Origin of the sequence: Roseicella aerolata (genome assembly GCF_020523605.1) — a bacterium.
In the GTDB taxonomy this organism is placed as follows: domain Bacteria; phylum Pseudomonadota; class Alphaproteobacteria; order Acetobacterales; family Acetobacteraceae; genus Paracraurococcus; species Paracraurococcus aerolatus.
Map to the genome: position 1 here is coordinate 1 of NZ_JAJAQI010000076.1, position 13,656 is coordinate 13,656.

Annotated in this window: 11 protein-coding genes; 9 read left to right on the top strand and 2 right to left on the bottom strand. The window is 71.6% G+C overall.

Going from position 1 to position 13,656, the window contains the following annotated elements:
• Positions 1-476: 476 nt before the first annotated feature.
• Entirely contained in the window at positions 477-1,319 is an 843-nt protein-coding gene (locus LHA35_RS26435) for an alpha/beta fold hydrolase (protein WP_226614039.1), read from the bottom strand.
• Between the two features lie 155 nt (positions 1,320-1,474).
• Between LHA35_RS26435 and LHA35_RS26440 the strand changes: the two genes are divergently transcribed.
• Positions 1,475-2,692 (top strand): MFS transporter, encoded by a 1,218-nt coding sequence (locus LHA35_RS26440; protein ID WP_226614040.1) that lies wholly within the window; start codon positions 1,475-1,477, stop codon positions 2,690-2,692.
• Positions 2,693-2,756: 64 nt separating this feature from the next.
• On the top strand, positions 2,757-4,169 hold the full coding sequence (locus tag LHA35_RS26445) for a M20/M25/M40 family metallo-hydrolase (protein WP_226614042.1): 1,413 nt from the start codon (positions 2,757-2,759) through the stop codon (positions 4,167-4,169).
• A gap of 407 nt (positions 4,170-4,576) precedes the next feature.
• Here LHA35_RS26445 and prpB read toward each other — a convergent pair whose 3' ends face one another.
• On the bottom strand, positions 4,577-5,500 hold the full coding sequence (gene prpB, locus LHA35_RS26450; RefSeq protein WP_226614044.1) for a methylisocitrate lyase: 924 nt from the start codon (positions 5,498-5,500) through the stop codon (positions 4,577-4,579).
• A 1,036-nt stretch (positions 5,501-6,536) separates the two neighbouring features.
• Between prpB and LHA35_RS26455 the strand changes: the two genes are divergently transcribed.
• The 7 genes from LHA35_RS26455 to LHA35_RS26485 all read left to right on the top strand — a co-directional run bounded on the left by LHA35_RS26455 (position 6,537) and on the right by LHA35_RS26485 (position 13,380).
• Positions 6,537-7,421, top strand: a complete 885-nt coding sequence (locus tag LHA35_RS26455) for a CoxG family protein (protein ID WP_226614046.1) — start codon at positions 6,537-6,539, stop codon at positions 7,419-7,421.
• Positions 7,422-7,516: 95 nt separating this feature from the next.
• The gene (locus tag LHA35_RS26460; RefSeq protein WP_226614057.1) at positions 7,517-8,413 is read left to right on the top strand and encodes an AAA family ATPase; all 897 of its coding nucleotides are present in this window, start codon (positions 7,517-7,519) and stop codon (positions 8,411-8,413) included.
• A gap of 208 nt (positions 8,414-8,621) precedes the next feature.
• Entirely contained in the window at positions 8,622-9,839 is a 1,218-nt protein-coding gene (locus tag LHA35_RS26465; RefSeq protein WP_226614048.1) for a vWA domain-containing protein, read from the top strand.
• Positions 9,836-10,180, top strand: coding sequence for an XdhC family protein (locus LHA35_RS26470; RefSeq protein ID WP_226614050.1), 345 nt, complete (start codon positions 9,836-9,838; stop codon positions 10,178-10,180). The genes LHA35_RS26465 and LHA35_RS26470 overlap by 4 nt, the downstream gene beginning before the upstream one ends.
• Positions 10,177-10,893, top strand: coding sequence for an XdhC family protein (locus tag LHA35_RS26475; protein ID WP_226614052.1), 717 nt, complete (start codon positions 10,177-10,179; stop codon positions 10,891-10,893). The genes LHA35_RS26470 and LHA35_RS26475 overlap by 4 nt, the downstream gene beginning before the upstream one ends.
• Positions 10,890-12,539 (top strand): NTP transferase domain-containing protein, encoded by a 1,650-nt coding sequence (locus LHA35_RS26480; RefSeq protein WP_226614053.1) that lies wholly within the window; start codon positions 10,890-10,892, stop codon positions 12,537-12,539. The genes LHA35_RS26475 and LHA35_RS26480 overlap by 4 nt, the downstream gene beginning before the upstream one ends.
• Positions 12,540-12,567: 28 nt before the next feature.
• Complete coding sequence (locus tag LHA35_RS26485) at positions 12,568-13,380, top strand: alpha/beta hydrolase (RefSeq protein ID WP_226614055.1); 813 nt, start codon at positions 12,568-12,570, stop codon at positions 13,378-13,380.
• Positions 13,381-13,656 lie beyond the last annotated feature (276 nt).

Consider the following 13,656-nt stretch of genomic DNA (forward strand, 5'->3'; position numbering starts at 1 on the left):
GGCCTGCCCACGACGCCACGCCATCGAAGCCTCCAGCCCAAGCTGGACACCTACGAATCACACCACCTCGCGCCGCAGCCAATCACAAGCCGATTCCAGCCAGGGCTACTCGGGTCTAACGTCCCGACCTGCGGCCCGCGGCGCGGGCCAAGCGCGCGAAGGCGCGCCGCGGTCAATGCCGCGAAGCCAAGGCTCGAAGGGCGGCCCGCGGTTGAGGCAGGACATGCGTCAGCATGTCACGAGCCACGCATGAGTCGCTTCCTCCCCCGGCAGCAAGCTTCGATAATCGGGGCAAGGGCGCGCCGGCCTGGTACGGCGGCTGCGCACCAGGCCGGATGCCATGCCGGCCGCATGGATGCCGGGCATGGCTCAGCATGTCGTGCGGGCGGCACCCCCTGCGCTGCGCCGGTCGCGCACCAGCCCGGCCCCGCCCCTCGTTGACCTCTGGGCCCGGTGGCTGCCGGAATGGGGTCCGCTCACCCCAGCCGCCACCGCCCGCGCTCGACCGTCGAGAAGAAGGCCGCGACCTCCCGGTTGAAGGCGGCCGGCTCCTCCAGGTTGATCGCATGGCCGGTGCGCGGGCAGACCCACAGCCCGGCATTCGGCAACACGCTCTTCAGCCAGATATTGGTCTCGATGCAGGGGCCATCCTCGTCACCGACGGCGAGCAGGGTCGGTATCTCCATCCGGCGCAGTTCGGGCTCCCAGTCGAAAATCGAATCCCGCTCGCCCTGGTAGTGCTTCATCGTCAGGCCGGTGCCGAGGCCGGAATGCTCCGAAAGGCGCTGCATATAGGCCGCCCAGCCGCGCGGGTCCTTCTTCCTGAGCTGGATGCGGGTGGGTGAATGGCCGGTTTCCTCGGCCATCTCGCCCGCCCAGCCCTGGGCGATCAGCTTGTCCCCGCGCGCCTGGCAGGCGGCGCGGAAGGCGGCCTGTTCCTGCTTCGGCGAACCCGAGCCGGCGCCGGCCGGCACCAGGGAGACCGCCAGGTCGGGATGCCGGATGCCGAAGAGCAGGGCCGCGAAGCCGCCCATGGACAGGCCCACGATATGCGCCTTCGGGATGCCGAGATACCGCAGCACCGCCGCCGCATCCTTCACCGCGAAATCCTGGCCATAGAGCCTGGGGTCGGAGGGGACGTCGGAGGGCGGATAGCCGCGCGCGGCATAGGTAATGCAGCGGTATTCGCGGGAGAAGAACCGGACCTGGTCCTCCCATTCCCGGTGGTCGGCCCCGAATTCGTGGATGAACAGGATGGGGTGGCCGGTGCCGGCCTCCTCATACCAGAGGCGCGCGCCTTCGGAGGGGGCATAGGGCATGGCGTTCTCTCCCTGATCCTTGCGGCCATCCTGCACCGGATCGCCACCGATGCCAGCCCCCGCCGCAGGCCGGACGGCCCGGCGGTGATCCCCGCGGCGGAAATGCCCTAGGCAGCGGCAGCGTCGCGGGCGAGGCTGCGGGGAACACGCCAGCCATGCCAGTCCCCGCGGAGACCACCGCCCACCCCCTCCGGTGCCTGCTTGCCATCCCGGCCTTCCGCCGCCTCTGGGCGGTGGGCGGCATCGCCAATGCCATGCGCTGGGTGGAGGTGCTGGTCGCCGCCATTTGGACTTTCGAGGCGACGGGTTCCGCCTTCGCGGTCTCGCTCGTCGCGCTGATGCGGGCACTGCCCATGCTGCTGCTCGGCGCCGCGGCCGGCGCCCTGGCCGAGCTGCTGGACCGCAAGAAGCTGCTGGTGGTGGGCCAGGCGGCGAACGGCCTCGGCGCGCTCGGGATTCTCCTGCTGGCCCTCGGCGGCGCGCTGGAGGTCTGGCACTTGGCGGCGCAGGGCTTCCTGGGCGGCCTGGTCTGGACCGGCGAGATGGCCTCCCGCCGCCGCATGCTGACGGAGGTGGCGGGCGAGCGGGACGTGGTCACGGCCGTCGCCTTCGACAGCCTGACCGCCAATACCACCCGCATGGCGGGGCCGCTGCTGGGCGGCGCGATCTACCAGTTCCTCGGCCTGCCGGCCGGCTTCGCGCTGGCGGCGCTGGGCTACGGGCTCACCTGCACGCTGCTGGCCGGCGTCGTGCATACCCAGGCACGGCGGCGCTTCGGGCCGCGGCTGCTCCTGGCGGAGATGGCAGATGCGCTGCGCGTGGTGCGGCGGATGAAGCCGCTGCAGGCGGTGATCCTGATCACCATCGCCATGAACATCTTCGGCTTCTGCTTCGTCGCCGTGCTGCCGGCTTTCGGGGCGGCGGCCTTCGCGGCCAGCCCCGTCCAGATCGGGATGCTGACCGCGGCCGAGCCGGCCGGCGCGCTGCTGACCGGGCTGGTGCTGGCGTCCCGCCGCGGCGTGCCGCTCTCGCCGGCTCTGATGTTGGGCGGCGGGGCCGGCTTTCTGCTCTGCCTTCTCCTGCTGGCCATGGTGCCGAGCCTGCCGCTCGCCCTCGGGGTGCTCATGCTGGGCGGCATCGGCACGGCACTGTTCGCCGCGCTGCAGACGGCACTGCCCGTCACCCAGGCCCCACCCGAGGCGCGGTCGCGGGTGCTCGGGCTGGTGACCACCTGCATTGGCATGGGCCCGACGGGGCAGCTCGCCATCGGGGCGCTCGCCGATTCGCTTGGCCCGGCGGCGGCCATCCCGATCATGGCCGGGCTCGGGCTGCTGATGGTGGCCGGCACGGCCTGGCAGACGCTGCGGCCCTGAGCGCCGGCTTGCCCGCCCCGCGATCGCGGCCGAAGCTCGCGCGACGCATGGAACGGAGCAGGGCATGAGCGAGCGCGTGGCGGATTATCTGGCGGGGCAGAAGGGGGCGATCCTCGAGAGGCTGCTGGCGCTGATCCGCTTCCCCTCCGTCAGCACCGACCCGGCCTTCGCCGAGGGCATGCGCGGCGCGCGCGACCTCCTGCTGGACCGTCTGCGCGGCATGGGACTGACCGAGGTGCGGCTGCTGGAACCGCCCGCCGGCATCCCGGGCGGCCAGCCCGCGATCTTCGGCGCCTGGAGCGGGGCGGGGCCGGAGAAGCCCACCATCATGATCTACGGCCATTACGACGTGCAGCCGGCCGACCCGCTGGAGCTCTGGCATTCCCCGCCCTTCGAGCCGGCAATCCGCGAGGGCCGCATCCATGCCCGCGGCGCGAGCGACGTGAAGGGTTCCACCACCATCGCCTTCGAGACGGTGGCCGGCTTCCTCGCGGTCGAGGGCGGCTGCCCGGTCAATGTGAAGCTGTTCCTGGAGGGCGAGGAGGAGATCGGCTCCCCCTCCCTCCCCGCGCTGATCGAGGCGCATCGCGACCTGCTGGCGGCGGATGCCATGCTCTCGGCCGACGGCGGCGGCGCGGCCGGTCCGCAGCCGGCGCTCAATATAGGCTGCCGCGGCATCTGCGCGCTGCAGTTCAGCCTGCGCACCGCGGCGAAGGACGCGCATTCCGGCAAGGTCGGCGGCGCCATGCGCAACGCGCTGCACGAGATGGCGCGGCTGATCGCCAGCCTGCATGACGACGAGGGCCGCGTGCTGGTGGAGGGTTTCGAGGACGGCGTGCCGCCGCTCTCCAACGCGCAGCGGGCCGAGGCGGCTTCCCTGCCCCTGGACGAGACCGCCTGGTATGCCGAATTCGGCGCCAGCCCCTTCGGCGACCCGGCCTATACGGTGCGGGAGCGGACGACGCTGCGGCCGACCGTCGAGGTGAACGGGATGTGGGGCGGCTATACCGGCGAGGGCGGCAAGACCGTCACGCCTGCCGAGGCCCATGCGAAGCTGACCATGCGCCTCGTCCCCGGGCAGGACCCGGCGGCGGCGCAGGCGGCGGTGAGGGCGCATCTGGAACGGCATGCGCCGAAGGGCGTCACGCTGGCGTTCAGCTACCGCCCCGGCGGGACGCGGGCCTTCACCCTGGCGGCCGACCATCCGCTGCGCGCGGCGGCGGCCGCGGTGCTGCGGCGGGAGAAGGGTGGCGAGCCAGCCGTCACGCGCCTCGGTGGCACGGTGCCGATCACCACCCTGTTCCAGGAGAAGCTCGGCATCGACAGCCTGATGTTCGGTCTGGCCAGCCCGGACGAGGACGCGCATGCGCCGAACGAGTTCTTCCGGCTCTCCTCGCTCGAGGAGGGGCTCCGGCTCTGGCCGATGATCCTGACCGAGTTGGGGAAGTTGCGGGCGGCGGATTTCCGCCGCAGCTGAACGCCGGGAGGGGGAGCACCTCCCCCGCCTGCTCTTGCCAGGGCGGGAAGGGCTTCATGGTTGGGTCGGAGGCGGCTGCCCCGCCGGCAGCCCTTCGGCGGCTTGGCTCTTGTCTTGCCGCCGAAGGACCGGCGCCGGCCGCCCGTCTTCGCGATGTACCGCAACGGGCTGGAGCGGCTGGCCTTGCGGCCACCGCCGGGAAAGGGCTGTGTGCCCGACGCGCCGCAGAGACGCGCCGCAGAGACGCGCCGCGCCTCTCTCCCCGACCCGCGCCGCGACCGGGCGGACCGCCCTCTGAGCGGGGGCCGGCGGCGGCATGGTTTCGGTCATGCCGCCTTCTGCCGGGTATGTCCGGGAGGATCGGCCCATGACCGCTCCACGCTCGGCCCGGCCGGTGGAGCCGTGGCTCAGCCGCGCTGCGGCGTCGCCGTCGGGATCACCGTCTTCACCAGGCTCGCATCCAGCGCCTCGTAGTCGTGATAGCCGATGGTCGCGTAGAGTTCGGCGCGGGTCTGCATGCGGTCCACCATGGCATGCGTCCCGCCCTCCTTCCGGATCGAGGCATAGAGCTCCTCGATCGCCTTGGAGGCGACGCGCAGGTGGGAGACCGGCCAGATCACCATGGAGTAGCCCATGTCCTGGAACTCCTGGGCGGTGAAAAAGGGCGTGCGGCCGAACTCGGTCATATTGGCCAGCAGCTTCACCCCCGGCATGCGGCGGGAGAATTCCCGGAACATCTCGGCGGTCGTCAGCGCCTCGGGGAAGATCGCATCCGCCCCGGCCTCCAGGTAGAGCCTGGCGCGCGCGACGGCGCCGTCCATGCCCTCGCTGGCCGCGGCATCGGTGCGGGCGATGATGTAAAGGTGCTTGCGGGCCTTCCGCGCCGCGGCGCACTTCGCCGCCATGTCATGCGCATCGGCCAGCTTCTTGTCGTTCAGGTGGCCGCACTTCTTCGGCAGCAACTGGTCTTCCAGGTGCACCGCGGCGGCCCCCGCCTCCTCGAAGGCGCGGACCATGTGCATGACGTTCAGCGCCTCGCCATAGCCGGTGTCGCCATCCACCAGCATGGGCAATCCGGTGGCGCGGTTGACCTGGCGGATCCAGAAGCAAACCTCGTCCACCGTGATCATGCCGAGATCGGGCAGCCCCATGGTCGCCGTCATCGCGGCGCCGGAGAGATAGAGCGCCTCGAACCCCGCCTTCTTCGCCAGCAGCCCGGCCATGCCGAAATGCGCGCCCGGCATCTGCAGGATCTCGGGCCGCTCCAGCAGGCGGCGGAATCGAAGGCCGGCCGGCTCGTCCGGGACATCGGCACCGATCACATAGGGCATGGCGTCTCTCTTGTGCTCACGGAGGATTCTGGGCGGGAGAAGGCGCCCGCCCCGGCGATCTGTCAATTTCGATCCTGCGGCGGCGGCAATAGGGAAAGCGTATCGCCGGCCCGGATCAGAGGAAGAGCGGGGCCGTCACCAGCACGAAAACCGGCTCCTTGGCGGCGCCCGGGGGCAGCCCGGCAAGCGGCGGCGGCGCGCCCACCTTCAGGATGGCGGGCACCGGCGCCAGACAGCCCCAAACAGACGAAGATGGCGGCGAGCGGCGTGGTCCCCCCTGCCATCGCTACCCGGCTGCAGCCGCCCTTCTTTCGTTGCCAAGTCGGAAACGGCATGGAGGGGCAGCGCGGCCATGAAGCCAAGAACGGCCGGCACGGATGCCGGCCCGGCCGGCGTGCCACCGGCCCCGGTCGCCAGACCTCCAGCAGCACTCCTATGCCGCGCATCAGGATGTTGCGCCTGCCCCCCAGGGAAAGGTCCGCCTTCGCCTCCCGCAGCGCCGGCGGCACCGGCCTCTCCGGTGCCCAGGCCCGGCGGTCCATGAATAGGCAGGGCACGCGCCGCTCGGTCGCGCCGCCCCCCCATCGTGCCCCTGCACCTTCGATCCTGCGCGTCGGCCGGAAGGGAGGGCGAGCGGTCACGACCACGGGAGGTAGAACGATCCGGACCGGCGCCACCCCGGTTGGCGCTGGCAGCGCCATCGCTTTCTGGCCTAGCCACGCCCTGGCGTGACGATTGGATCGGCGGCACCCGGGACCTGAGGGCCCCGTTGCGCGTTGCCCCGCAGCGGCAGGTGCGACCCTGTGGGGACCGCTTTGCTCAGGCGCGAACAGGGCGAAGGCCAGTAGGATGAAAGACGGACAGTCCAGCGGCAGACACTATGTGGCTCGCGCGCTCCCGATCTCCTCGCCAGGCCCGTGAACGCCCATATCGGGTCATTCCGGGACGGCGCTGAGCCGTCGTCCCGCCCAATCCCCCGGGGGTTTCCCTTACCCTCACCCGCCACTAAGGTCCGACGCGAATTCGGGAGCAGACCATGGAAATGACCGGCGAGCGGCGCATTCCTGCGCCGCGGCAGCAAGTCTGGGAAGCGCTGAACGATCCGGAGGCGCTGCGCGCCTCCATCCCCGGCTGCGAATCCGTCGAGCGCACCGCCGAAGATCAATTCCAGGCTCGCGTCGCGGTCAAGCTTGGCCCCATGTCCGCGAAGTTCGGCGGCAAGGTGAAGCTGGAGAACATCAACCCGCCCGAGAGCTACACAATCACGGGCGAGGGCAATGGCGGCGCCATGGGCTTCGCCAAGGGCGGAGCCGATGTCGCGCTGGAGGAACTCGGCCCCTCCGAGACGCTGCTGAAGTACCAGGTGAAGGCGCAGGTCGGCGGCAAGATGGCACAGCTCGGCGGCCGGCTGATCGACAGCACCGCCAAGCAGATGTCGGATCAGTTCTTCGACCGTTTCGCCGCGCGGCTGACCCCGGCGCCGGCCGAGGCGAGCGTGATGGAGGCGCAGCCCGAGGCCGCCGTGGCGCCGGGTGCCGCCCGTGGCGGCTTCGTCACGGAGGACCGCAGCGCGCCGGAGGATGCCGCCAACATCCAGGCCGGTGCCGCGATGCAGAGCCCGGCCAACCGCGCCGCGACCGATGCGCGGGTTGCCGCGGCGGCGCATGGCGGCTCGGCCGCCGGGACCGATACCGAGTACCTGCAGGACCTGGATGCGCCCGGGCCGCTCACCCAGCACGGCGCCGAGGGACCGAGCGCCGGCGGCGGCAAGCCGGTGCACCGCCCGAACCCGCGCGCGGTCGATGAGAACGCCATCCGCCCGCTGCGGCTGATGATGCAGATCGAGCCCTTCGGCCTGCCGCTGCAATTCTGGGCCGGCTGCCTCGTCATGGTCTTCATCCTGGCGCTGATGTTCCTGTGAGCGCGCCCGATCGGCCGAGCGCCGGCGAGGGCATCAACCGGCCGCGCCAGAACGACTCAGCCGAGCCGCGCCAGGCGACCGCTGCGGCCCCCGACCTGCCGGAGAGCGTCGAGGCGACGCAGAGGCTGCTCGCCCGCGGCGGCTATGTCGCGGACAAGGCGCTGGCAACCACCGTGCATCTCGCGCTGCGCATGGGCCGGCCGCTCTTCCTCGAGGGCGAGCCAGGCACCGGCAAGACCGAGATCGCCAAGGTGCTGGCGAAGGAGCTGCCGCGGCGGCTGGTCCGGCTGCAATGCTATGACGGGCTCGACCTCTCGGCGGCGGCCTATGAGTGGAACCATGCGCGCCAGCTCATGGCCATCCGCCTGGCCGAGGCGAGCGGCGGAGCCCAGGACCGCGCGGCGCTCGAGCGCGGCATCTACGCCCGCGAGTTCCTGCAGGAGCGGCCGCTGCTGCAGGCCCTGAGCCCGGAGGGCGGGCCCGCCGTCCTGCTGATCGACGAGCTCGACCGCGCCGACGAGCCCTTCGAGGCCTTCCTGCTGGAGATCCTGGCCGATTTCCAGATCAGCGTCCCGGAACTCGGCACCATCAGGGCCGCGGTGCCGCCGATCGTCATCATCACCTCCAACCGCACGCGGGAGGTGCATGACGCGATCCGCCGGCGCTGCCTCTACCACTGGGTGGACTACCCGGACGCTGCGCGGGAGCGGGCCATCCTGAAGATCCGGGCGCCGGAGGTGGCGGACCGCCTCTCCGCCCAGGTCGTCGCCTTCGTGCAGAAGCTGCGCGGCGGCGATTACTTCAAGCTGCCCGGTGTCGCCGAGACCATCGACTGGGCCGCCGCCCTCGCGGCGCTGGATGCCGAGGAGCTCGAGCCCGCCGCGGTGGACGAGACGCTCGGCGTCCTCCTCAAGTACCAGGATGACATCGCCAAGCTCCGCGGCGCCGAGGCGGCGAGGCTGGTCGCCGAGGCGAAACAGGCCGCGGCGTGAGGGCTGCCGCGGCGGCGTGTCGCCCTGCCCGGCTTTGGCAGGGGGCTCTGCCGCCCGCCCCCCCGCCGTGGACCGCACCGGCCTCCGGACCCCTGCGTGGGTTCGTCCTCGGGAGGGGCAACTCCTTGGGGGTTCCCCCTCCCGACGATAGACTCATGGGTTCGGGGGAGAGGGGGGACGGCGTCCCCCCCTGCGACGGAGCCGGGACATGAGCGAATTCGCAGCCATGGGCGCCCTGACGACACCGTCCGGCCGCGCCCTGGCGGACAACCTGCTCGCCTTCGTGCGGCTCCTGCGGCGGGCGGGGTTGCGCGTCGGCACGGCGGATGTGCTGGCGGCGGCGGAGGCGATCTCGCTGGTCGACATCGGCGACCGGCGGCTGGTGCACGCCGCCCTGCGCGCCGTGATGGTGCGCCGGCACGAGGATTTCGACGTCTTCGACCAGGCCTTCCTGCTGTTCTGGCGGGACCCGGAGGCGGGACGGAACGCCGCCGCCATGGCCCTGCTGGAGGGTTTCCGGGAACGGCAGAAGGCGCCGCCTTCCAGCCGGCGCGTGGCCGAAGCAATGACGCCGCCCAGGCCGTCGCAGCACCCCCCGCAGCCGCCGGAGGAGAAGCCGCCGCTCGAGGTCGCGCTGACCGTCAGCGAGCAGGAGCGGTTGCAGAGCATGGATTTCGAGGCCATGTCGGCCACCGAGATCAATGAGGCGAAGAGGGAGATCAGGAAGCTCGTCCTGCCGCTGGATGCCCGGCCGACCCGGCGCTTCCGGCCGGACCCGCTGGGGCCAGTGGTCGATCTGCGTGCCACCATCCGCGCCAGCCTGCATGAGGGGGGCGAGATCCTGACGCTTGAGCGCCGGCGCAAGGTGACGCGGCCGCCGCCGCTGGTCGCGCTCTGCGACATCTCCGGCAGCATGGCGCGCTATGCGCAGATCCTGCTGCATTTCCTGCATGCGGTGACCAATGACCGCGACCGGGTGCACAGCTTCCTGTTCGGGACGCGCCTGACCAATGTCACGCGCCAACTCCGCAGCAAGGATGCGGAAGTGGCCTTCGAGCTGGTCTCGCACATCGTCCCGGACTGGTCCGGCGGCACGCGCATCGGCGAGTCGCTGGAGTTGTTCAACAGGCAGTGGGCGCGCCGGGTGCTGGGACAGGGCGCCGTGGTGCTGCTGATCACCGATGGGCTGGACCGGGAGGGGGCGAAGGGCCTGGCGGAGGCAACGGATCGGCTCCGCCGTTCCTGCCGGCGACTGATCTGGCTGAATCCCCTGTTGCGGTACGAGGGGTTCCAGCCCAGATCCCAGGGGATCCGGGCGATGCTGCCGCATGTGGACGAGTTCCGTCCGGTGCATAATCTGCAGAGCCTGCGGGCGCTGGTGGAGTCTCTCAGCGGCCCGCAGCCCGGGAGGAGGATGGCGGCATGAGCGAACCTGTGTCCCGCACGCATTCGCACGACGACGACGTGCTGGCGACCGCCGCCGACTGGCGCGCTGCGGGCGAGACGGTCGCGCTCGCGACCGTGGTGGAAACCTGGGGCTCCTCGCCCCGGCCGGCCGGCTCGCGCCTGGCGGTCAGTGCCTCGGGCAAGCTTGCGGGCAGCGTCTCGGGCGGCTGCATCGAAGGCGCGGTGGCCGATGCGGCGAAGGAGACAATGCAGACCGGTGCGCCGCAATTGCTGGATTTCGGCATCTCCGACGAACGGGCCTGGGAGGTTGGACTTGCTTGCGGCGGCAAGCTGAAGGTCTTCGTGGAGAAGCTCTCGTGACGCCCGAGGTCCTGGCGGCGCTGCAGGCCGCGCAGGCGGCGAAGCGCCCGGTCGCCCTGCTGACCCGGCTGACGGATGGCCACCAGTGCCTCTGGCCCGACACTGCCGTGCCGGGCGCGCTGGCGGAGGCCGCGCAGGCCGCGTTGCGGGACGACGCAGCGCAGAACGTCACCCTGGATGGCGAGCCCTGGTTCGTCCACCCGCACAACCCGCCGCTGCGTATGATCATCGTCGGCGCCGTGCATATCGCCCAGGCGCTGGTGCCGATGGCCCAGACGGCCGGCTTCGCCGTCACGGTGGTCGATCCCCGCCGCGCCTGGGCGACCGCGGACCGTTTCCCGGGCATCACCCTGATCCATGAATGGACCGACGACGCCATGCTGGCGCTGGCACCGGATGCGCGCACCGCTGTGGTCACCCTGACCCATGATCCGAAACTCGACGACCCGGCGCTCGATATCGCGCTGAAGTCGGACGCCTTCTATATCGGGGCGCTCGGTAGCCGCCGGACCCATGCCAAGCGCGTGGCGCGGCTGACCGAGGCGGGCCATTCGGAGGCCGCCCTCGCGCGCATCAACGCCCCCGTCGGGCTCAACATCGAGGCGGTGACCGCGCCCGAGATCGCACTCTCGATCCTGGCCGAGGTGGTGGCGACGCGGCGCGGATCGCCGCTCGCCCGACGGACGGCCCCGGCACCGGCGGTGGCCGCATGATCTTCGGGCCGACCCCATTGGACGAGGCGCGCGGCGCCGTCCTCGCCCACACCGTCAGGCTGCAGGGCCGCGTGCTGAAGAAGGGCACGGTGCTCGATCAGGCGGCGATCGCGGCGCTGCAGCAGGGCGGCCATGGCAGCGTCATCGCGGCGCGGCTCGAACCCGGCGATGTACCGGAGAACGAGGCCGCCGACCGGCTGGCCAATGCGCTGATGGGGCCTCTGCTCGCGCGCTCGCGCGCCTCCACCGGTCGGGTGAACCTCTTTGCCGAAAGCGCCGGGCTGCTGGTGGTGAACCCCGCCGTCATCAACCGCCTGAACGCGCTCGATGAATCGCTGACTGTCGCGACCCTCGCCTCCTACCAGCCGGTGGCGGCGAAGGAGATGCTGGCGACCATTAAGGTCATTCCCTTCGCCGTGCCGGGCCCGGTGCTGCAGGTGGCGGAGGCGATGGCGAAGCAGGGCCCACCCGCCCTCTCCCTGCATCCCTTCCGCCCGCTGAAGGTGGGGCTCGTCCTCACCGAATTGCCGGGGGTGAAGGAAAGCGTGATGGAGGGAGCCGTGGAGGCGACGCGTGACCGCGTCGAGACCCTCTGCGGCACCCTGCTGCCGCATGAGCGCACCCGGCACGAGACGACGCCGATCGCCGATGCGCTGAACCGGCTGCGCCGACAGGGCGCGCAGATCCTGCTGGTCGCCGGCGCCTCCGCCGTGGTGGATCGGCGGGATGTCGGCCCGGCCGCCATCGTGCGGGCCGGCGGCACCATCGACCATTTCGGCATGCCGGTGGATCCGGGGAATCTGATCTGCCTCGGCCGCATCGACGACATCCCGGCCCTCGTCCTGCCGGGCTGCGCCAAGTCCCCCAAGCTCAACGGCATCGACTGGGTGCTGCAGCGGCTCTTCGCCGGCCTGGTCGTGACGCCTCGGGACGTGATGGGCATGGGCGTCGGCGGGCTGCTCAAGGAGATCGATACGCGGCCGCTGCCGCGAGCCGAGGCGGCGAACACCCCCGCCCCTGCCCTCCCCCCCCGGCGCGGCCGTCAGGTGGCGGCGCTGGTGCTGGCGGCCGGCCGCAGCCGGCGCATGGCGCCGCTGAACAAGCTGCTGGTACCGGACGAGCATGGGGTTCCGATGGTGGCACGGGTGGTGGACAACGCGCTCGCCTCCCGGGCCCGTCCTGTCGTCGTCGTCACGGGCTATGAGCGGGAGCGGGTGGAGCAGGCGCTGACCGGCCGCCCCGTGCTCTTCGCCCATGCCGAGGACTATGCCGAGGGGCTCTCGGCCAGCCTCAAGGCCGGCCTGGGCGCCCTGCCGCCGGAGGTCGAGGGCGTCGTCATCTGCCTCGGCGACATGCCGCTGGTGGCGGGGCCGATGATCGACCGGCTGATGGCCGCCTTCGATCCGGAGGAAGGCCGTGCCATCGTCATGCCGACCTTCCGCGGCAAGCAGGGCAATCCGATGCTCTGGTCACGCGAATTCCTGCCGGAGATGATGACCATCACCGGCGATGTCGGCGCCCGGCACCTGGTGGGCAAGCATGCCGACCGGATGGCGGAGGTCGAGATGGCCGATGATGCGGTGCTGCGCGACTTCGACACCACGGACGCGCTGAAGAAGGCGCCGGGCTTCGCCGGCGTCCGCTGAGGCGGCGCCGTCCCGGCGCGGGCGCGCCATGCTGACCGCCATCCTGCTCGCGCTCGGCACCTATCTCGCCATCGCCGGCGGCCTCTGGGCGGCGCAGGAACGGCTGATTTTCCTCCCCGACCAGCGTCCACTGGCCGCCGCCGGCCCTTTCGCCCTGGGGCGGCTGCGGACGCCGGACGGGCTTGATCTCGCTTTCCTGCATGCCCCGCCGCGCGCCCCCGCTGCGCCGGTCATTCTCTATTTCCAGGGCAATGGCGGCCAGGCGGCGGACCGGGCCGGTGCGCTCACGCCCGTCGTCGCGCGCGGCGCCGGTGTCGTGATCGCGGGCTACCGAGGCTATGGCGGCAATCCCGGCGCTCCCTCCGAGGCCGGGCTCCGGCGCGACGCCGCGGCGCATCTCGCCTGGCTGCGCGCGCGCCATCCCGGCGCGCCGGTGGTGCTCTGGGGGGAGAGCCTCGGCGGCGCGCTGGCCACCCAACTGGCACGCGAGGACCCGGCGGGCGTGGTGGCGCTTGTCCTGGACAGTCCCTTCACCTCGATCGCCAAGCTGGCGCAGGCGCACTACCCGTGGCTGCCGGTCCGTGCCCTGCTCCGCCACGCCTTCGAGAGCGAGGCGGCTCTGGCCGCGCTCCGCCTGCCCGTGCTGATCCTGCATGCGGACGGCGATGCGGTGGTGCCCGCCGCGCATGGCCGCCGCATGCTGGCCGTGGCGCAGGCGGCCGGCGCGCCGGCGGAAGCGCTGTTCCTGCCCGGCGGCGCGCATCCGGCGGTGCTGAACGGCGGGCCGGCGCCCATGGCCGCGGCGCTGCGCTTCCTCGATCGGGTGGCGCCGGCACGATAGGAAGGGCCGCCCGCGCTAGAGTAGATCGCGGAGGGGCGTGAACGCCCCGCAGCGTGAATCTGCTCTACAAACAGCGGTCTACAGCGGATTGGCGTTCAGTCTTGAACGCAATCCGCTGTAGAGCGTCTTCCGTTCGCCTTGGCTCACGGAGGACGCTCTAGCAGCCTGTCGGATTCCCAACGGGCCTGAGATCGGCGAGTCTGTTCGGCATGACGCAGTTCATTCCGTTCAGCCGCGACCAGGCTTTTCTGCTGCCGCCGGATGCCAAGGATTGGT